Source organism: Streptomyces sp. NPDC033845 (assembly GCF_055576225.1).
On sequence record NZ_JBVIRI010000002.1, the window covers coordinates 268,925 to 287,292 of the forward strand.

At 74.4% G+C, this 18,368-nt stretch carries 15 protein-coding genes and 1 pseudogene; 7 read left to right on the forward strand and 9 right to left on the reverse strand.

Features of this window, described 5'->3' with window-relative positions; translation table 11 throughout:
- Positions 1–49 precede the first annotated feature (49 nt).
- Genes ACZ50K_RS05270 through ACZ50K_RS05285 form a run of 4 tightly spaced genes read left to right on the forward strand, consistent with a single transcriptional unit; the run spans position 50 to position 3,374 of the window.
- Positions 50–1,348, forward strand: a complete 1,299-nt coding sequence (locus tag ACZ50K_RS05270) for an ArsB/NhaD family transporter (protein WP_468897720.1) — start codon at positions 50–52, stop codon at positions 1,346–1,348.
- A 22-nt stretch (positions 1,349–1,370) separates the two neighbouring features.
- A complete protein-coding gene (locus tag ACZ50K_RS05275; protein ID WP_468897722.1) occupies positions 1,371–1,649 on the forward strand; it encodes a hypothetical protein in 279 nt (92 codons plus the stop codon).
- A gap of 34 nt (positions 1,650–1,683) precedes the next feature.
- Positions 1,684–2,652 (forward strand): sensor histidine kinase, encoded by a 969-nt coding sequence (locus tag ACZ50K_RS05280; RefSeq protein WP_468898464.1) that lies wholly within the window; start codon positions 1,684–1,686, stop codon positions 2,650–2,652.
- Positions 2,649–3,374, forward strand: a complete 726-nt coding sequence (locus ACZ50K_RS05285; protein ID WP_468897724.1) for a response regulator transcription factor — start codon at positions 2,649–2,651, stop codon at positions 3,372–3,374. Before ACZ50K_RS05280 ends, ACZ50K_RS05285 begins: the two co-directional genes overlap by 4 nt.
- A 30-nt stretch (positions 3,375–3,404) precedes the next feature.
- On the opposite strand, the gene ACZ50K_RS05290 is transcribed toward ACZ50K_RS05285, so the two are convergent.
- Positions 3,405–3,812: an FKBP-type peptidyl-prolyl cis-trans isomerase gene (locus ACZ50K_RS05290; protein WP_468897726.1), complete on the reverse strand. Its 408-nt coding sequence runs from the start codon at positions 3,810–3,812 to the stop codon at positions 3,405–3,407.
- Between the two features lie 65 nt (positions 3,813–3,877).
- Entirely contained in the window at positions 3,878–4,033 is a 156-nt protein-coding gene (locus ACZ50K_RS05295; RefSeq protein WP_468897728.1) for a hypothetical protein, read from the reverse strand.
- Between the two features lie 56 nt (positions 4,034–4,089).
- On the opposite strand from ACZ50K_RS05295, the gene ACZ50K_RS05300 reads away from it, so the two are divergent.
- From ACZ50K_RS05300 to ACZ50K_RS05310, 3 genes are read left to right on the forward strand one after another with little or no spacing between them, the layout of a single operon-like run.
- Positions 4,090–4,353: a hypothetical protein gene (locus ACZ50K_RS05300; RefSeq protein ID WP_468897730.1), complete on the forward strand. Its 264-nt coding sequence runs from the start codon at positions 4,090–4,092 to the stop codon at positions 4,351–4,353.
- Between the two features lie 4 nt (positions 4,354–4,357).
- Positions 4,358–4,987: a hypothetical protein gene (locus ACZ50K_RS05305; protein ID WP_468897732.1), complete on the forward strand. Its 630-nt coding sequence runs from the start codon at positions 4,358–4,360 to the stop codon at positions 4,985–4,987.
- Positions 4,941–6,848 (forward strand): APC family permease, encoded by a 1,908-nt coding sequence (locus ACZ50K_RS05310; RefSeq protein WP_468897734.1) that lies wholly within the window; start codon positions 4,941–4,943, stop codon positions 6,846–6,848. The genes ACZ50K_RS05305 and ACZ50K_RS05310 overlap by 47 nt, the downstream gene beginning before the upstream one ends.
- Here ACZ50K_RS05310 and ACZ50K_RS05315 read toward each other — a convergent pair.
- The 7 genes and pseudogenes from ACZ50K_RS05315 to ACZ50K_RS05345 all read right to left on the reverse strand — a co-directional run bounded on the left by ACZ50K_RS05315 (position 6,827) and on the right by ACZ50K_RS05345 (position 18,221).
- The gene (locus tag ACZ50K_RS05315) at positions 6,827–7,777 is read right to left on the reverse strand and encodes an endo alpha-1,4 polygalactosaminidase (RefSeq protein WP_468897736.1); all 951 of its coding nucleotides are present in this window, start codon (positions 7,775–7,777) and stop codon (positions 6,827–6,829) included. The two genes, ACZ50K_RS05310 and ACZ50K_RS05315, sit on opposite strands and share 22 nt — an antisense overlap.
- 196 nt (positions 7,778–7,973) lie before the next feature.
- The gene (locus ACZ50K_RS05320; RefSeq protein WP_468897738.1) at positions 7,974–9,302 is read right to left on the reverse strand and encodes a sensor histidine kinase; all 1,329 of its coding nucleotides are present in this window, start codon (positions 9,300–9,302) and stop codon (positions 7,974–7,976) included.
- Positions 9,299–10,018 carry a response regulator transcription factor gene (locus ACZ50K_RS05325; RefSeq protein ID WP_468898465.1) on the reverse strand — a complete coding sequence of 240 codons (720 nt, stop codon included), beginning with the start codon at positions 10,016–10,018 and terminating at the stop codon, positions 9,299–9,301. Before ACZ50K_RS05325 ends, ACZ50K_RS05320 begins: the two co-directional genes overlap by 4 nt.
- Before the next feature lie 99 nt (positions 10,019–10,117).
- A complete protein-coding gene (gene exaC, locus ACZ50K_RS05330) occupies positions 10,118–11,641 on the reverse strand; it encodes an acetaldehyde dehydrogenase ExaC (RefSeq protein WP_468897740.1) in 1,524 nt (507 codons plus the stop codon).
- A 300-nt stretch (positions 11,642–11,941) separates the two neighbouring features.
- Positions 11,942–13,180 (reverse strand): annotated as a pseudogene (locus tag ACZ50K_RS05335) (helix-turn-helix domain-containing protein); the annotation flags it as partial.
- Between the two features lie 533 nt (positions 13,181–13,713).
- Entirely contained in the window at positions 13,714–15,081 is a 1,368-nt protein-coding gene (locus ACZ50K_RS05340) for an SWIM zinc finger family protein (protein WP_468897742.1), read from the reverse strand.
- Positions 15,078–18,221 (reverse strand): DEAD/DEAH box helicase, encoded by a 3,144-nt coding sequence (locus ACZ50K_RS05345; protein WP_468897744.1) that lies wholly within the window; start codon positions 18,219–18,221, stop codon positions 15,078–15,080. Before ACZ50K_RS05345 ends, ACZ50K_RS05340 begins: the two co-directional genes overlap by 4 nt.
- Positions 18,222–18,368: the final 147 nt, after the last annotated feature.

An 18,368-nucleotide genomic window follows, 5' to 3' on the forward strand; every position in this document is an offset into this window, starting at 1 on the left:
CCCCGGACCGGAACACGCCCCGGCCCCCGCTCCCGCCCCGGCCCCCGCCGTGAACGCCACCGCCTGGGCGGCCGTCGCGGTGTTCGCCGTCGTCTACGTCCTGATCGCCACCGAGAAGGTCCACCGGGTCGCCGCGGCACTCGGCGGCGCGGTAGCCATGCTGCTCATCGGCGCGACCGACCCCGAACACGCCTTCTTCTCCGAAACCTCCGGCATCGACTGGAACGTCATCTTCCTGCTGCTGGGCATGATGCTGATCGTCTCCGTCCTCAAACGCACCGGCCTCTTCGAGTTCGCCGCGATCTGGGCCGCCAAACGCTCGCACGGCCGCCCCTACCGGCTGATGGTGCTCCTCATCCTCACCACCGCGTTCCTGTCCGCCTGGCTGGACAACGTCACCACCGTGATGCTGATCGCCCCCGTCACCATCGCGGTCTGCACCCGGCTCGGCGTCCCGGTCGTCCCCTATCTGATCGCCGAGGTGATGGCCTGCAACATCGGCGGCGCCGCCACCCTGATCGGCGACCCGCCCAACATCATGATCGGCTCCCGCGCCGGACTGTCCTTCAACGACTTCCTGCTCCACATGGCACCCATCACCACGGTCCTGGTCCTGGTGTTCGCGGTCCTGGCCCGCTGGCTGTTCCGCGGCTCCTTCACCTACGACCCCGAGCGCGCCGCCCGCGTCACGGCCCTGCGGGAACGGGACGCCATCACCGACCCCCGACTGCTGGCGGTCAGCGGCGTGGTCGTCGCGCTCGTGATGACCGGCTTCGTGCTGCACACCACCCTCCACCTGGAGCCCTCCGTCGTCGCCGTCTCCGGCGGGCTCGTCCTGCTCGCCGCCTCCCGCCTCGGTGCGCGCCGGGTCGCCGCCGACGTGGAGTGGGAGACCCTGGTGTTCTTCACCGGCCTGTTCGTCATGGTCGGCGCCATGGTCCGGACCGGAATCCTCACCGACCTCGGCCAGACGGCCGCCCGCGTCCTGGACGGCAACCTGTTCGGCGCCTCCATGGCCCTGCTCTTCGGATCGGTGGTGCCCTCCGCACTGATCGACAACATCCCGTTCGTCGCCTCCACCGGCCCGGTGGTCTCCGAGATCGTCGCCGCCTCCGGGGGAACCGAGCGGGCCCAGGTGCTCTGGTGGTCCTTCGCCCTCGGCGCCGACCTGGCCGGCAACGCCACGATCATCGCCTCCTCCGCCAACGTGGTCACCGTCGGCATCGCGGACCGGGCCGGACACCACATCTCCTTCTGGCAGTTCAGCCGGTACGGGCTGGTCGTCACCGCCGTCACCACCGTGCTGGCCGGGACCTACGTATGGCTGCGCTACTTCGCCCTGGCCTGACCGACGGAAGGAGGCGACGACCGTGACCCGCCCCCAGAACCCCACCGGCCGGGACAGCCCCCCTGCGCACCCCCGCCGGCGGGCCCGGGCGGCGCTGGCCCTGGCGCTGGCCCTGGCCGCCGTGTTCACCGGAGCGCTGCTGCCCCACGGCCTGCTGCTGGCCGCCGGCCTGATCGCCGCCGCCCTCGCGGTCGACCGCCTCGACACCCCCCGGCAGACCGGCCGCACCCGGCACACCGACCCCGGAGCCGTCCGCCATATGGGTGCGGGCACGGATGGACAGCGGCCCGCACCGGAGTGAGGATGGGGCCGGGACCGGAAAGGCGTGTGTGGCGTTGTCGTTGTACTGGCGGATCTTCCTGCTCAACGCCGGTGTGCTGACCGGCGCGGTGGCCCTGCTGCTGGGCCCGGTCACCGTCTCCACCCCGGTGCTGCTCGGTGAGGCGCTCGTGCTGCTCGCCGGCCTGGCCGCACTGCTGGTGGTCAACGCCGTCCTGCTCCGGGTCGGTCTCGCTCCGCTGGCCCGCCTCAACAAGGCCATGGCCACCGCCGACCTGCTCAGACCAGGGGCCCGCGCCACCGTCAGCGGCGGCGGAGAGGTCGCCGAACTCACCCAGACCTTCAACGCCATGCTCGACCGGCTCGAAGCCGAGCGGGCCACCAGCAGCGGCCGGGTGCTGACCGCGCTGGAGGGCGAACGCAAACGGATCGCCCAGGAACTCCACGACGAGATCGGCCAGACCCTCACCGCCGTCCTGCTCCAGCTCAAACACGCCGCCGACCGCACCCCCGAACCCGTACGCACCGACCTCCACCAGGCCCAGGAGACCACCCGCGCCAGCCTGGACGAGATCCGCCGCATCGCCCGCCGACTGCGCCCCGGGGTCCTGGAGGAACTCGGCCTGCACAGCGCCCTGCGCTCCCTGGCCGCCGAGTTCACCACCCCCCGGCTGGGCGTCACCACCCACATCACCCCCGGCCTGCCCCACCTCGACCCGTCCGCCGAACTCGTGGTCTACCGGGTGGCCCAGGAAGGCCTGACCAACGCCGCCCGCCACTCCGGCGCCACCCGTGTGGAGGTCCATCTCCGCCCCCTGCCGCGCGGCGGCGGGGGAGCCGGCGGAGTGGGGTTGCTGGTGCGCGACAACGGGCACGGTCTGCGGGAGGCGGCCGAAGGGGCGGGCATCCGGGGGATGCGCGAACGGGCCCTGCTGATCGGCGCCGAACTCCTCCTCGGGCCCGGCCCGAACGGCGGCACCCAGATCCGACTCGACGTCCCCGACCCCACGAGGCCCACCAGATGACCCGCCCCGCACCCGGCCCCGCCCCGGCCCCCGGTCCCGCCCCGGCCCCCGGTCCCGCACCGGCATCCGGCTCCCTACCGGCCCGCATCCTGCTCGCCGACGACCACACCCTCGTCCGCCGGGGCGTACGCCTCATCCTCGACGCCGAACCCGATCTGACCGTGGTCGCCGAGGCCGCCGACGGGGCCGAGGCCGTGGCCCGGGCCCGCGGCCATGACATCGACCTCGCCGTCCTCGACATCGCCATGCCCCGCCAGACCGGCCTCCAGGCCGCCCGCGAACTCGCCCGCATCCGCCCCGGGCTGCGCATCCTGATGCTGACCATGTACGACAACGAGCAGTACTTCTTCGAGGCGCTGCGCGCCGGAGCCTCCGGCTACGTCCTGAAGTCCGTGGCCGACCGCGACCTGGTCGAGGCCTGCCGCGCCGCACTGCGCGACGAACCCTTCATCTACCCGGGCGCGGAGACCACCCTGATCCGCACCTACCTCGACCGCGCCCGCACCGGCGACCCGCTGCCGGAGCGGCCCATCACCGAACGCGAGGAGGAGATCCTCAAACTCGTCGCCGAGGGCCACAGCTCCAAGGAGATCGCCGACATCCTGGTGATCAGCCCCAAGACCGTGGAACGGCACCGCGCCAACCTGCTCCAGAAGCTCGGCCTGCGCGACCGCCTGGAACTCACCCGCTACGCCATCCGGGCCGGCCTGATCGAACCGTAGCCCCGCCCCCGCCCCCGGCCCGGGTCCCGGTCAGCGGGAGCCGCTCCACCCGGCCGGGCCGGAGTACACGTCGAGCAGGTCCACCACGAAGACCAGGGTCGAACCGGCCGGGATCGCGGACGAGGGCGACCGGTTGCCGTAGCCGAGCCGCGGCGGGACCACGATCTCGCGCCGGCCGCCGACCCGCATGCCCCGCACCCCCCGGTCCCAGCCCTTGATGACCTTGCCGCCGCCGAGGGCGAACTTGTACGGCTCGCCGCGGTCCCAGGAGGCGTCGAACTCCTTCCCGGACCCGAAGGTCACCCCCACGTAGTGGACCCGGACCACCATGCCGGGTCCCACCTCCGGCCCGTCCCCGACCACCAGGTCCCGCACCGTCAGCTCGGTGGGCGGATCCCCCTCGGGCACCTCGACCACGGGCCTCACCGGTCCGCCCATCACGACCTCCTCATGGTCACGCCCGACCGGGCACCTCACAGCCCCCGCATCGTATCGACGGGCGGTCAGGCGCGGCCGGCCACGGCGTGCGGCCGCTGGATGTCCTCCGGATGGGCGGTGTGCCGGAGGGCCTCCTGGTAGGCGATGGTGCCCGCCGCGACGAGGCCGTTGATGCCCGACTCCAGGGTCCGCATGCCCTCGCGGTGGCCGGTCGCGACCATGTTTCTTCGTTCACCTCCAGGGTGGACCGAGGTGCGGAAACGCCCAGGGTGGCCGAATGGACCGCATCGTCGGGACAGCGCCCGCGGGGCATATCCCCTTCTGCGGACAGTCGACTGCCACGGAGACCGACCTGAAGAAGATCGCCGTCCTAAAGAGTTTCAACAGGGTCTTCGTCCCCCAGCGGACCTTTGACGGGCCGAAGGGGCCCGAGGGCGGCGGCATCGGTGTCGCCGACGGTGGCAACCTGCTCCCACAGCAGGCACTCGGCGACAAGCGCCACTTCGCCTCGCTCGCGGTGTTCCGGACCGGATCGAAGTAGGACCATGACCGAACGACCTGAGAACATCCCGGTCCACCGGCCCCGGCCGACCCGTTCCGCCGCCGTCGTCGCGGCCGCCGCGGTGGTCGCCGCGCTCACCCTGACCGCGTGCGGCGGCGGCGACAAGACCCCGGAGCGCACCTTCGACGTCGCCCCCTACGTCAGCAAGGGGCACGTGGTCGACTGCGGCACCTTCAAGGCCCAGGCCGACGCCCAGGCCGTGCTCCGGGCCGACGCCCTCGACCCGAACGGGCTCGACCCGGACGGCAACGGCATCGCCTGCCCGTCCCTTCCCGCTCCGAAGGACGAGGACCCGGTCCGGCGCGACTTCATGACCGACAAGGACGGAGCGCCGATCATCGAACCGATCAAGCCGTCGCCGACGTGGCGGCACCGTCAAGGACGCGTGAGGACTTGCGCGGTGGCCGTACGGACACCGTCAAGGACCGTTGCCGTCCACCGGCCGTCCTCCGAGGCTGTCCTCAGCTTGTCCGACGGAGGAACGGTGGGAGATGGCGATCGACACGGGGAAGACGGGAACCACGGGCGGCCGGGCCCGGGGCCGGGGCCGGGGCTTGGGCTTGGGCTTGGGGCGTGGCCCGGTCCGGGGCCGGGGCACGGAGGAGCCCCCTGATACCCGGGAGCGGCTCCCCGCCCCCGGGGACCGCCACCGGCTGACCGCCCTCCAGGGCCTGTCCGCCCTCTCGCTCGACGCGATGGCGTCCGTGGCGTACGGGCCCGAGGCGATCGTGCTCGTGCTGGCCGCGGCCGGGGCGTACGGCATGGGGTTCACCCTTCCCGTCACCCTGGCCATCGCCGCACTCCTCGCGGTGCTGGTCGCCTCGTACCGGCAGGTGATCGCCGCCTTCCCGGACGGCGGCGGCAGTTACGCCGTCGCCAGGCGGCACCTGGGCCGGCGCACCAGCCTGGTGGCCGCCGCCTCCCTGATCCTGGACTACGTCCTCAACGTGGCCGTCTCCGTCACCGCCGGAGTGGCGGCCCTGACCTCGGCCTTCCCCGGCCTGTACGGGGAGCGGGTGTGGATCTGCCTGGCCGTCCTCGTCCTGGTCACCGCGGTGAACCTGCGCGGGGTGGTGGACTCGGCCAAGGCCTTCCTCGTGCCCACCGCCGTGTTCGTCGGCTCGATCCTCACGATGGTCCTCGTCGGCCTCTTCCGGGACGGCCCCGTCAGCACCGCGTCCGCCGCCGGTCACCCCTCCGCCCTCGGCGAGGGCGCCACCGCCGTCGGGGCGCTCCTGCTGCTGAAGGCCTTCGCCGCCGGCTGCTCCGCCCTGACCGGCGTGGAGGCCGTCGCCAACGCCGTCCCCTCCTTCCGGGCCCCCGCCGCCCGCCGGGCCCAGCACACCGAGGTCGCCCTCGGCGCCCTGCTGGGGGTGATGCTGATCGGCCTGTCGATCCTCATCGGCCGGTTCCACCTCCAGCCGGTCGAGGGCGTCACCGTCCTCGCCCAGCTCGCGGACGCCTCCTTCGGCCACAACGCGGCCTTCTACACGGTCCAGTTCGCCACCATGGTGCTGCTCGCGCTCGCCGCCAACACCTCCTTCGGCGGCCTGCCCGTCCTGATGGCCCTGCTGGCCCGGGACAACCACCTCCCGCACGTGTTCGCCCTCAAGGCCGACCGCCAGGTCCACCGCCACGGAGTGGTCTGGCTGGCCCTCGTCTCCGCCCTCCTCCTGGTCCTCTCCGGAGGCGACACCAACACCCTCGTCCCGCTCTTCGCCATCGGCGTGTTCATCGGCTTCACCGTCTGCCAGATCGGCATGGTCCGCCACTGGCACGGCGAACGCCCGCGCGGCTGGCGGGCGAAGGCCGTGCTGAACGGGTTCGGCGCACTGCTGACGGGAGTCTCGGCGGTGGTGGTCACCGTCACCAAGTTCACCGAGGGGGCCTGGCTGATCGCCCTGGCGCTGCCGCTGATCGTCCTCGCCTTCGAGCGGATCCACCGCGCCTACGCCGAGATCGGCGAACGCCTGGAACTCGGCCGCATCCCGAACTCCCCGCGGCGCGCCCGCTCCGTGGTCGTCGTCCCGGTCTCCGGGCTCTCCCGCCTCACCGCCCAGGCCCTCACGGCCGCCCGCTCGCTCGGCGACGAGGTGCACGCCGTGACCGTCACCCACCCCACCCCCGAGGACCGGCTGATCGCCGAAGCCCTCAGGAGGGACTGGGAGTTGTGGAAGCCCGGAGTGGAGCTGACCGAGCTGTGCTCGGAGACCCGCTCGCTGGGCCGCCCCCTGTCGGTGTACGTCCGCGAGCTCGCGCGGGACCGCCCGGACGCCCAGGTGACCGTACTCGTCCCGGAGACCGAACCCGCTCGCCTCTGGCAGCGGATCCTCCAGAACCGGCGCGGCTCGGTCCTCGCCCACGCCGTCCGCAGGGACACCGACGCGGTCGTCTGCCGACTGCGCTTCCGCCTCACGGCCGACGGCCGCGGGGCGCCGTCAGGGCCCGGGGTTCAGCAGGCGCGGAAGCGGTAGGACCGGGAGGCGGGGGAGGTCACGTCCAGGTCGCGCTGGACGACGGACAGCTTGGACCCCCAGCCGGAACAGGCCTTCCGGTAGCCGGAGTCCTCGTATTCGATGACGAAGACGCGGTTCGCGTAGGCCTTCGCGAAGTCGCCGCACTCCTCGTACTGGCCGCACTCCTCGGCGACCGCGAAGTCGAAACCGATCTTCGCCCGGTCGGGGAGCAGCTCGGTGGTGTTCTTCTGGCCGATGGCGAGACCGGCGGCGTGCGCGCGGTCGGCGAGGAGCTTGGCGAAGGCGGCGTTGTTCGCCTTCGTCAGCCGACCGCCGGAGCGGGAGAAGGAGTCCAGGTTGTCCGGCTCCACGGCCTGGTAGCCGCTGCGGGCGCAGCCGGTGATCCAGTCGCCGACGACCTTGGCGAGCCGGGTGCGCTTGGCGGCCGTGGAGGTGTCGAGCAGGGCCTCGCCCCAGTCCTCGTCGAGGACCGGACGCCGGGAGGAGTCGCGGAGCACGAGGTCGGGGTGGTTCTTCTGCCACCAGCCCAGGGCGTCCGGCTGGGCCTGGAAGGCATTGATGTAGCAGACGTTGTACATCCCGGCGGCGGGCCGGGCGGAGCGGTCGCGGGAGACCGCGCGCACCCCCTTGGGCGGGGTGTAGGGGGAGCCGATCTGGTAGTCGAAGGCCAGGTTCGCCGCGGGCGGGCGCGGCGCGGCGGCCTTCGCGGGGGCGGCCTTCGCGGGGGCGGCCTGCCCGGTGGCGTTCTGCTCGGTGGCGCTCTGCCCGGAGGTGATCGGCCCGGAGGTGATCGGCCCGGACGTGGTCTGGCCGGCGGAGGCCTGGGACAGCAGCAGACCCGCTCCCACGGCCACGGCGACACCGGAGGCGGCTGCCGCCAGGGTGGCCTTGCGGCGCAGGAAGGGGGTGGTGGAATGCTTCGGCACACGTACTCCCGTGTGAGGTGCGATGAGGTGTTCGCATCCTCGGCGAGGCACCGTGAGGATTCGATGAGGAGCGGCCGGGGCCACCGACACCGCCCCGCCGATCAAGCCGTACGGGGGAGCGCGGCGGGCCGGGAGCGAGGGCGGAACCGGCGCCGCTCGGCGGGTCGCCCCTCCGGACGGCGGGACCGGCCGGACCTCAGACCGAGCCGCCCGCGTGGGAGGGGCCGGGCCCTCCGGGGCCCAGGGAGAGCCGGACCAGGGTGCCGCCGCCGGGCCGGAGGTCGGCCGAGAGCCCGCCACCGTGCGCGGCGGCGACCTCGCGGACCAGGGACAGACCGATGCCGGTGCCGCCGCCCGGCGAGCGGAAGCGTTCCGTCAGACCCGGCAGGTCGGCGGCCGCGATGCCGGGACCGCGATCGGCCACCGCCACCGTCGCGCCGCGGACCATGACGTGCACCTCCGCGATCCCCGCGGGGGTCGGGGTGCGGCCATGGCGCAGCGCGTTGTCCAGAAGATTGCGGACGGCGATCCGGACGAGCGCCGGATCGGCGGTGACCACGGAGGCGTCCAGGGAGGTGGTCACCAGATGCGGGCCCGCCGGCAGCTCCTCACAGGCCTGCTCGACCAGCTGGTCGAGCCGCAGCGGAACGGCCCGCAGCTCGGACCCGGCGGCCTGGAGCCGGCCGCGGGTGAGGACGTTCTCCACGACATCGGTCAGCCGCTCGGTGGCCCGGCGGATGCGCGGCAGGTGCGGGTCGAGCCCGCGCGGGTCGATGCCCGCGATGTCGACCGAGCTGCGCATGACCGCGACCGGGGTCCGCAGCTCATGGGCGGCGTCGGCGAGCACCCGCTCCTGCGCCTCCAGCGACTGCCACGCCGGGCGCAGACTGCGGCCCGACAGCAGATGCCCGGTCGCCCCGGCCAGCGCGGTCAGCAGACCGGCCCCGACGAGCACGGAAGCCGCCAGCCGGCGGTGCTCGGCCATCCACTGGGACGGGTCGCCCACCACCACGACCGCCCCCCGCACCTCCTGCGTCTCGTCGTGGTGGAACGGCCGGGCCAGCAGATAGACGGCCTCGCCCCCGGAGTCCCGCCCCTCCGTCCGCACCGTGTCGTCGCGCTCCATCGCCCTACGGGCCATCGCGGCCAGCCGGTCCTCGGCCACGACGGGGTCGGCCGGGCCCGGGGAGGTGAACACCGGCCGCAGCACCCCGCCGGCCCCCGCCTTCAGTACCAGTACCCGCGGGGTGCCGCGAGTGGCCTCGTCGTCGTGGAGGCCGTCGAGCTGGAGCCCGTCGTCCGTGTAGTAGATCAGCGAGGTGCTCACGGCGGCGCGCTGGTCCATCTCGTCGTACGCGGCGGCCCGCCAGGAACGCTCGTCGGTGCGGATCACCATCCAGGACAGCGCGCTGACCCCGGCCAGGGTGATCAGGGTGTAGGCCAGGGTGAGCCGGAACTGGAGCCGCCGCAGCCGTCGGCGGGCCGGCGACGCCCGCCGCCCGGCCCGCCGTATGGCCCCGCTCACCGGACCCCCGGCCCGCCGGCGCCCCCACTGTCCCCGGCGTGCCCCGTGTCCCCGGCATCGCCGGTGAGCAGGAACCCATGGCCCCGGACGGTGCGGATCAACGCCGGGGGACCGAGCTTCCGCCGCAGCCCGGCCATGACGGCGTCCACGACGTTCGAGACGGGATCGGCCATCTCGTCCCAGCAGTGCTCCACCAACGCACCCCGGGTGACCACCGTCTCCCGGTGGACCAGCAGGTACCGCAGGACGGCGTACTCCTTGTGGGTCAGGGTGAGCAGGATCCCGTCCCGCCGGACCTCCCGGCGGGCCGCGTCCAGCTCCAGACCGGCATGCCGCAGATACACGGGCAGCCGGTCCCCCGCCCGCCGGGCCAGGCTGCCGACCCGCATCACGAGCTCCTCCATGGCGAAGGGCTTGGGCAGGTAGTCGTCGGCCCCGGAGTGGAAGCCCGCGACCCGGTCGGCCACCGTGTGCAGCGCGGTCAGACAGAGCACGGGCGTCGTCCACCCCGAACGCCGCCGCAGCTCCAGCGCCGGGAGGGTGTCCCCGGAGGGCAGCATCCGGTCCAGCACCACACAGTCGTAGGCGTTCACATCGAGCAGGAACTCCGCCTCCGGCCAGTCCCGGGCACCGTCGACCGCATACCCGGCCGCCTTGAGCCCGGCCGCCACCACCTCACGGAGGTCGGGTTCGTCCTCGACCAGGAGTACGCGCATGTGCAGTCCGCCCTTGTTCGCGCCGAACGGGAGCACATCCTAAACAAGCCATGGCCATCACCTAACCCTCCGCCCGCCCCCCGGGGGGCCCCGGGCCCGCTAGAAGAACCCGAGCTTCTTGGGGGAGTAGGAGACCAGGAGGTTCTTGGTCTGCTGGTACTGGTCCAGCATCATCTTGTGGGTCTCGCGGCCGATGCCCGACTGCTTGTAGCCGCCGAACGCCGCGTGTGCCGGGTAGGCGTGGTAGCAGTTCGTCCAGACCCGGCCCGCCTGGATGGCGCGGCCGGCCCGGTACGCCGTGTTGATGTCGCGGGTCCACACGCCCGCGCCCAGGCCGTAGGCGGTGTCGTTCGCGATCCGGACGGCGTCGTCGAAGTCCTCGAAGGAGGTCACCGACACCACCGGGCCGAAGATCTCCTCCTGGAAGACCCGCATCCGGTTGTCCCCCTCGAAGATCGTCGGCTGGATGTAGAACCCGCCCGCCAGCTCCCCTTCCAACTCCTGCCGGCCGCCGCCCGTCAGGATCTTGGCACCCTCCTGCCGGCCGATCTCCAGATAGCCCAGGACCTTCTTCAGCTGCTCCGCCGAGGCCTGCGCGCCGATCATCGTGTCCGTGTCCAGCGGGTGCCCCGGGACGATCAGTTCGGTACGGGCCACCGCCGCCTCCAGGAAGTCCCCGTACCGGCCGTGTTCGATCAGCGCCCGCGACGGACAGGTGCACACCTCGCCCTGGTTCAGGGCGAACATGGTGAACCCCTCCAGGGCCTTGTCGCGCAGCTCGTCGTCCACCGACCAGATGTCGTCGAAGAACAGGTTCGGGCTCTTGCCGCCCAGCTCCAGGGAGACCGGCTTCAGGTTCTCCGCCGCGTACCCCATGATCAGCCGGCCGGTGGAGGTCTCGCCGGTGAACGCGATCTTCGCCACCCGCGGGCTGGAGGCCAGCGGCTTCCCCGCCTCCTCGCCGAAGCCGTTCACGATGTTCACCACCCCGGCCGGCAGCAGGTCCGCGACCAGCCCCAGCCAGAAGTGCACCGACACCGGGGTCTGCTCGGCCGGCTTCAGCACCACGGTGTTGCCCGCCGCCAGCGCCGGAGCCAGCTTCCACACCGCCATCAGCAGCGGGAAGTTCCACGGGATGATCGCCGCGACCACACCCAGCGGCTCGTGGAAGTGATAGGCCACCGTGTCGTCGTCGACCTGGCTCAGCGCCCCCTCCTGCGCCCGGAGCACCCCGGCGAAGTACCGGAACTGGTCGATGGCCAGCGGCACGTCGGCCGCCAGGGTCTCCCGCACCGGCTTGCCGTTCTCCCAGGTCTCGGCGACCGCCAGGGCCTGGAGGTTCTCCTCCATCCGGTCGGCGATCCGCAGCAGCACCGCCGAACGCTCGGCCGCCGGCGTACGCCCCCAGGCCGGGGCCGCCGCGTGCGCCGCGTCCAGCGCCCGCTCCACGTCCTCCGCCGTCCCGCGCGCCACCTCCGTGAACACCTCGCCGGTCACCGGGGACGGGTTCGCGAACCAGCCGCCCCGGACCGGGTCCACGTACTTCCCGCCGATGAAGTGGCCGTAGCGGGACTCGAACGACATCAGCGCGCCCTCGGCGCCCGGGCTTGCGAAACGGGCCATGACGGTGTCCTCCCCTTGCGGGCGGCCGCCCTCCGCCGGACGGCACTCGCAGGGAGGCTAGGGACGGACGGGTTGCGGATACGTTGCAGAGCGCGCGGAAGCCGACCCGGTTCCAGTACCGGTTCCGGAGGCGGGCCCGGTTCCAGAAGCGGGCCCCGCGCCGCTCGCCGGCCCAGGACGGGAAGCGGGCCCGCCGACGGGGCCCGGTCCCGGACCGGGAGCCGGCCCTGCACCTGGGCCAGGCACTGCGCCGGGACCCCGCCCCGCGCCGGGACGCCGCCCCGCGCCGGAACCCGGCCCCGCGCCCAGTTCGCAGTCCAGGGCGCGCACCCGGGCCAGGGCGGCCGGTCGGGCCCCCGGCGGCAGTGCCGCCGCCAGTGCCCGCCACACCTCGGGGTCGTCCCCGCCCCACGGCGCGCACACCCAGTCGGCCAGCAGCCCCACGTCCGCCCGGGCCAGCAGTGCGGCCCGCGCCTGCTCCTCGATCCGGCGGCGCAACCGGACCACACCCGGCGCGGTCGAGGCGGGCAGCAGTGGCCCCTGGTATCCGGCGAGCGCCGCCGAGGTGGCCCCGGCCGCCAGCAGCCTGCCCACCGCCGAGAAGTCCGCGCTCAGCGGGGCCGCCGTGCGGTACGGCCGCGACAGCAGGGCCCGCGGCCCCAGCAGCCCGCGCAGCCGGGACAGTTCGGCGCGCAGCGTCACCGGGGAGGCGGACTCGTCCTCGTACAGCGCCACCAGCAGTTCCTCCCCGGTCAGACCCCCGGGATGATGGGCGAGCAGCGCCATGATCTCGCTGTGCCGGCGGCCCAGCCGGTGCCGGCGCCCGCCGCACACCAGCAGTGCCTCGTCCCGGCCCAGCGCCTGCAGCGAGTCCGAGGGTGGCGCGGCCACCGGAGCCAGCAGCGCCAGTTGGGACTCCGCGGCCCGTGCCACCGCCTGCACGAGCGCCAGCGAGTGCGGATGCGCCAACCCGTCCCCGCCGGTGATGTCCACCGCGCCCAGCAGCCGGCCGCTCCGCGGATCGAACACCGGCGCCGCAGCACAGGTCCAGGGGTGCACCGGCCGGCTGAAGTGCTCGGCCCCGAAGACCTGCACGGGCCGGCCGACCGCCACCGCCGTCCCGGGGGCGTTGGTGCCCATCGCCGTCTCGGCCCAGCGGGCACCCGGTACGAAACCCAGCCCGGCCGCCCGGTCCAGCACATCGGGATCCCCCTCCACCCACAGCAGGCTGGCCCGGGCGTCGCAGACGGACAGCAGGTGCCCGCCATGGGCGGCGTACGCCCCGACCAGGTCCCGGATCAGCGGCATCACCGGGGCCAGCGGATGGTGCTCGCGATAGGCGTACAGCTCGGCCGGATCGGGAAGGTGCAGCGGCGCGCCGCCCTCCGGGTCCACCCGGGCACGGACGCAGCGCCGCCAGGATTCCGCGATCACCGACCGCACCGGGCCCTCCACCCGCCCGTCCCGGGCGAACACGGCGTGCGCCCGGCGCAACACCCGCCCGCGCTCCACCGGATCTTCCCCCGCCGGCAGCGCCACCCCGGGATCCCGGCCGAGCGGGTGGGCCGGGCCGGGCGGGCCGTCGGATCCGGCCCGCGGGGCGGTCGCCGTCCGGCGGCCCGTACCGGCCCGGGATTCTGTACGGCTCCGCATCTGTCGGCCCTCCCGCGGTCGCCCGTCGCGCGGACCGTTCTCCCCACCCCGGACCGGCTCAAACCCGCGGGCTCCCGGAGCGGCCCGGAACTCGCTGGCCGGGCCCGGCCGGAGCGTGTGAGAGTTCCGTCCATGGGCAACTCACGGGCCCGTCCCGTCCTGCGGGCCACCGAGGCCGCCCTGGCGATGAGCCTGTGCGACGGTCGCGCAGGTCCGGAACACGGCCGAGATCCTGCCGGGAGCCGACTTCTCGTACCTGCACGGGCGCACCGGTCCGGCCGGTGAGCACCTCCGCTTCGATCTGGAGGTCGAGGCCGCGGACGACGCCGCGCTGGAGCCGCACCTGCCACTGGACGTCTCGGCGCTGGACGCCCCGCCCTCGCACCCGCCTCGCCCGACCGACCCGCCCCACCCGACCGCTACGCCTCCGGGGCCGGCTCCGGGGCCAGCGAGGCCAGCGCCGTGCCCGGGTCGGAGGCGGGCGGGCCGGCCGGAGCCCAGCGGCCGGTCTCCTTGCGGAACGGCCACCAGCGGCCCTCCCGGCCGAGCCGCAGCTGACCCGCCCCGTGGGGCAGCGTCCAGCGCGCCCGCACCCGCCGCAACCCGGCCGGCGGCCCGGCCACCTGACCGTCCGTCTCCCCGGCCGCACCGGCATCCGCCCCGCCGCCTGCCCCGCCGTCCGTCTCCGGGGCCGGTTCCGAGCCCTGTTCCGTGCCCGCCGCCTCCGCCAGCGCGATCGCCGCCCGGGCCAGGGTCCGCCGGTCCGGGGACCAGTCCTCCTCCAGCGCCGCCAGCCCGGCCGGACCGCCGAACCGCCAAGCCCGTACGGCCAGTTCCAGCGCGGGCCGGTCCCGGCCCGAGGCCCGCGCCAGCCGGTCCCGGACCCGTACGTCCCCGGTCTCGGCGGCCAGGCGCACCGCGTCCTCGGCGAGCCCCGGCGCATCCGGCAGCGGTCGCTCCGCATGGTCCGGCAGCAGCGCCCCGGCCAGCAGCCGGTAAGCCTCCGCTGCCGCCGCCCCCGCCAGGAACTCCACCGCGTCCACGTCGAACCGGACCTCCGGATCGACCTCCGCCTCCAGCAGTGGTGGCTGCCCCGGCGCCGAGGGCAGTTCCGGCAGCCCGGGCAGCGGCGGCCGGATCCGGTCCGCGGTGAACGCCTCCGCCGCCGGGACCCCCTCGTCCGCCGGCCCGGAACCGGCCTTCCCCGTTCCGCCGGCCGCCGCCGCACTGCGCTCCGCCAGCTCGGCCAGCACCTCGCGCTCCGCCCGCCCGCGCAACAGCAGCAGCACGAACGGATCCCGGTCCAACAGCAGCGCCACCTGGTAGCAGAGCGCCGCCGTGTGCGGACAGTGGTCCCACTCCCCGCAGGCGCAGCTCGGATCGAGGTCCCCGATGCCCGGCAGCAGATCCACCCCGGCCGCCCCGGCGTCCTCCACCAGCTCCGGCGGCATCGACCGGTCCAGCAGCGCCGCGATATGGCCGGCCGTCCCGGCCGCCGTGTCCAGCACCCGGTCCCACTGGTCCTCGGTGAAGGTCTGCGCGAGCACGTCCGTCCGGTGCGCCGTCCCGTCGGGGTCCCGGACCACCGCGGTCAGCCGGCCCGGCCGCACCGACACGGCACCGACCGCACCGGCCCGGGCATAGCGGCGGCCCTGTCGCACCTGCTCCCCGTCCAGGGCGCTGTCCTCCAGGGCGGCCAGCCAGGCCCGCCCCCACCAGCTCCGGGCGAGACCGCGGCCGGAGGCGGGCGGCAGGGCCGGGAAGATCTTCTCGGGTCCGTTGGTCATCCTCGGCTCCTTCCGGCCGGGTCGGGCCGCCCGGCCGTCGCCGGTCCGCCGCCGCGCAGGGCGACCAGATCGGCCAGTTCGGCGTCGCTCAGCTCGGTCAGGGCCGCCTCGCCGCCCGTCAGCACGGCGTCGGCCAGGGCCCGTTTCCGCTCCAGCATCTCGGCGATGCGGTCCTCGACGGTGCCTTCGGCGATGATGCGGTGGACCTGGACGGGCTGGGTCTGTCCGATGCGGTAGGCGCGGTCGGTGGCCTGTTCCTCGACGGCCGGGTTCCACCAGCGGTCGTAGTGGATCACATGGCCGGCGCGGGTGAGGTTGAGGCCGGTGCCGGCGGCCTTGAGGGAGAGCAGGAAGACGGGGATCTCGCCGGCCTGGAAGCGGTCGACGAGTTCCTCGCGGCGGGGCACCGGGGTGCCGCCGTGGAGGAGCTGGGCGCCGATGCCCCGGTCGGTGAGGTGTTGTTCCAGCAGGCGGGCCATGGTGACGTACTGGGTGAAGACCAGCACCGCGCCGCCCTCGGCCAGGATGGTGTCCAACAGCTCGTCCAGCAGCTCCAGCTTCCCGGAGCGGCCGGCGGCCGGGCCGCCCGTGCCGTCCTTCAGGTACTGCGCCGGGTGGTTGCAGATCTGCTTCAGCGAGGTCAGCAGCTTCATCACCAGCCCGCGCCGCTCCATGCCGTCCGCCTCCGCGATCGCGGCGAGGGTCTCCCGGACCACGGCCTCGTACAGACCGGCCTGTTCGGGAGTGAGGGAGACGGGATGGTCGGTCTCGGTCTTCGGCGGCAGTTCCGGGGCGATGCCCGGGTCGGACTTCCTGCGGCGCAGCAGGAACGGCCGCACCAGCGCGGCCAGCCGGGCCGCCGCCTGCGGGTCCTGACGGCCCTCGACCGGCTCGGCATAGCGGGCCCGGAAGGCGGTGAGGGGGCCCAGGAGTCCGGGGGTGGTCCAGTCGAGGAGGGCCCACAGTTCGGAGAGGTTGTTCTCCACCGGGGTCCCGGTCAGGGCCACCCGGGCCGGGGCGGGCAGGGTCCGCAGGGCGCGGGCGGTGGCCGAGTGCGGGTTCTTCACATGCTGGGCCTCGTCCGCCACGACCATCCCCCACGCCTGCCCGGCCAGCACCGGGGCCGCGGCCCGCATCGTGCCGTACGTGGTCAGCACGAACCCGCCACCGCCCCCGCCGCCTTCCCCGTCCAGGCCCTCCAGCGTCCGCCCGCCACCGTGGAACCGGCGCACCGGCACCCCCGGCGCGAACCGCCCGATCTCCCGCTGCCAGTTCCCCAGCAGCGAGGCCGGACACACCACCAGCGTCGGCTCCGGCCGCGCCCGGTGCAGATGCAGCGCGATCAGCGTCACCGTCTTGCCCAAGCCCATGTCGTCCGCCAGACAGCCCCCCAGACCCAGCGAGGTCATCCGGTCCAGCCAGGCCAGACCGCGCAGCTGGTAGTCCCGCAGGGTCGCGGCGAGCCCCGGCGGCTGGACGAAGGGTGCCTCGGTGGCCGCCCGGCGGGCCTCCGGGGCCTCGGGGTCGGTGGAGATCCGGGCGCGCAGCCGCTCCAACGGCCCGACGGCGGTGACCGGTACGGCCCGGCCGTCCACCTGGGCGGTCCCGGTCAGTACGGAGGCCAGCGCGTCCGCGGCGGTCACCTTGCGGTCCTGCCGGGCCCGGGCCCGGCGCGCCTCGGCGGGATCGACCAGCACCCACTGGTCGCGGAGCCGGACCAGGGGGCGCCGGGACTCGGCCAGCCGGTCGAGTTCCTCTGCGGTGACCTCCCCGGCCAGATCGCCGAGGGCGAACCGCCAGTCGAAGGAGAGCAGCGCACCGGGGGAGAGCAGACCGGAGGTTTCGACCGAACGGGAGGTGGAGACGGCGGTCGGCACGGGAGCGGGAGCGGGGGCGGTCGGATCCTCGGAGCCGACCACGGCCCGGGTGCCGAGGCCGCGGGCCACCCCGCGCGGCCAGTGCACCCGCACCCCGTCGGCGGCCAGCACCCGGGCGGCCTCCCCGAGGAGTTCGGTGACTTCCTCGTCGGCGAGGTCCACGGAATCCGGGACGGCGGCGGTCAGCATCGGGGTCAGCGGGGGCCACAGACGGGCCGCGCGACGGAGCGCCAGCAGGGCGTCCATACGGGCCCGCGGTCCGAAACCGGCCGTGTCTCCCGCCCACAGCCGGGCGGCGTCGGTGACCAGGGTCGGATCGGCCAGGCTGTGCAGCTGGAGCACGGCCCGGAAACCCGGCGCGCCACCACCTTCTCCGCCGCCACCCTCCTCGCCGTCGCCACCGTCCACGCCGCCGGTGAGCTCGATCCGCAGGGAGAGCCGTATCCCCGCGTCATGGCCGGCCGCGACCTCGGCGGCCCAGGAGCGGAGGGCCGGGTGGCGGGCCGGTTCGGCGGCGGCGAAGGCCGGACCACCGGCCGCCGCGGCCGCGGCGGGGGAGCGGGGGAGGGTATCGGCCACGGCGTCCAGGAAGGCGCGCAGCAGAGGTTCGGGCGAGGGCAGCCGTAGCGCCCCGTCCTCCCCGTCCTCCCCCTTCCCTTCCGTCGTGGGGATCGGTACGCAGTGGGCGGCGGCGGGCATGGCGGCGGCCAGCGCGCGCACCCGCTCCAGGTCCGCCTGCTCCAGCGGCCCGATCCGCCAGGCGTCGTGATCGGTGGCCGTCAGCCCCGGCAGCAGCAGCCCGCGGGCGGCGAAACCCAGGGCGAGCAGCGCGGCGGCACCCCAGAAGGGGGTCGCGGCGGCCGGCCCGCCCCCGTCGGTGCCCGCTCCGCCCCCGCCCCTGCCGGCGGCCGCGCGGGCCCGGGTGAGCAGCGGAAGCGCCGCGGGCAGCGGCAGCACCAGGGCGGTCACCGAGACGGTCCGGAGTTCCGGTGTGACGACCCGCAGTTCCTCGAACCGACCGGACCCCGCAGACCCCGCAGACCCCGCAGACCCCGCAGACCCCTCGGACCCTTTGGATCCCACCGACCCCTTTTCCGGGCCCGTGCCCGGCGGCCCGGCCAGGTCCCAGAAGGCGATCCTGGCGCCCCGGGAGGCATCGGCGGGCAGGAATACGGCGGAGCAGCGGAGGAGGCCGGAGATCTCTGGGAGCACGGGTTCCTCAAACTTGACTACCGGGTACGGGGGCGGCCGAGGGTACCTCATTCGGCCACCCCGACGGCCGTGCCCCGGCCGAGATCCGGTGGTGAGCCGAATCACGTCTCCGCCGGCCGTCCCCGCGGAGGCTCCCCGTCGGCCGTCCTCGGGCCGGGAACGGTCGGCGGCCACGGTGCGTTGTAGCGGGTGGCAGGA

What these genes read in the sequence shown, in the direction of transcription:
- ACZ50K_RS05285 (WP_468897724.1), top strand. Translation starts at nt 2,649, where the DNA reads ATGACCCGCCCCGCACCCGGCCCCGCCCCGGCCCCCGGTCCCGCCCCG.
- ACZ50K_RS05290 (WP_468897726.1), bottom strand. Translation starts at nt 3,812, where the DNA reads ATGGGCGGACCGGTGAGGCCCGTGGTCGAGGTGCCCGAGGGGGATCCG.
- ACZ50K_RS05295 (WP_468897728.1), bottom strand. Translation starts at nt 4,033, where the DNA reads ATGGTCGCGACCGGCCACCGCGAGGGCATGCGGACCCTGGAGTCGGGC.
- ACZ50K_RS05300 (WP_468897730.1), top strand. Translation starts at nt 4,090, where the DNA reads ATGGACCGCATCGTCGGGACAGCGCCCGCGGGGCATATCCCCTTCTGC.
- ACZ50K_RS05305 (WP_468897732.1), top strand. Translation starts at nt 4,358, where the DNA reads ATGACCGAACGACCTGAGAACATCCCGGTCCACCGGCCCCGGCCGACC.
- ACZ50K_RS05325 (WP_468898465.1), bottom strand. Translation starts at nt 10,018, where the DNA reads ATGCGCGTACTCCTGGTCGAGGACGAACCCGACCTCCGTGAGGTGGTG.
- exaC (WP_468897740.1), bottom strand. Translation starts at nt 11,641, where the DNA reads ATGGCCCGTTTCGCAAGCCCGGGCGCCGAGGGCGCGCTGATGTCGTTC.
- ACZ50K_RS05340 (WP_468897742.1), bottom strand. Translation starts at nt 15,081, where the DNA reads ATGACCAACGGACCCGAGAAGATCTTCCCGGCCCTGCCGCCCGCCTCC.
- ACZ50K_RS05345 (WP_468897744.1), bottom strand. Translation starts at nt 18,221, where the DNA reads ATGAGGTACCCTCGGCCGCCCCCGTACCCGGTAGTCAAGTTTGAGGAA.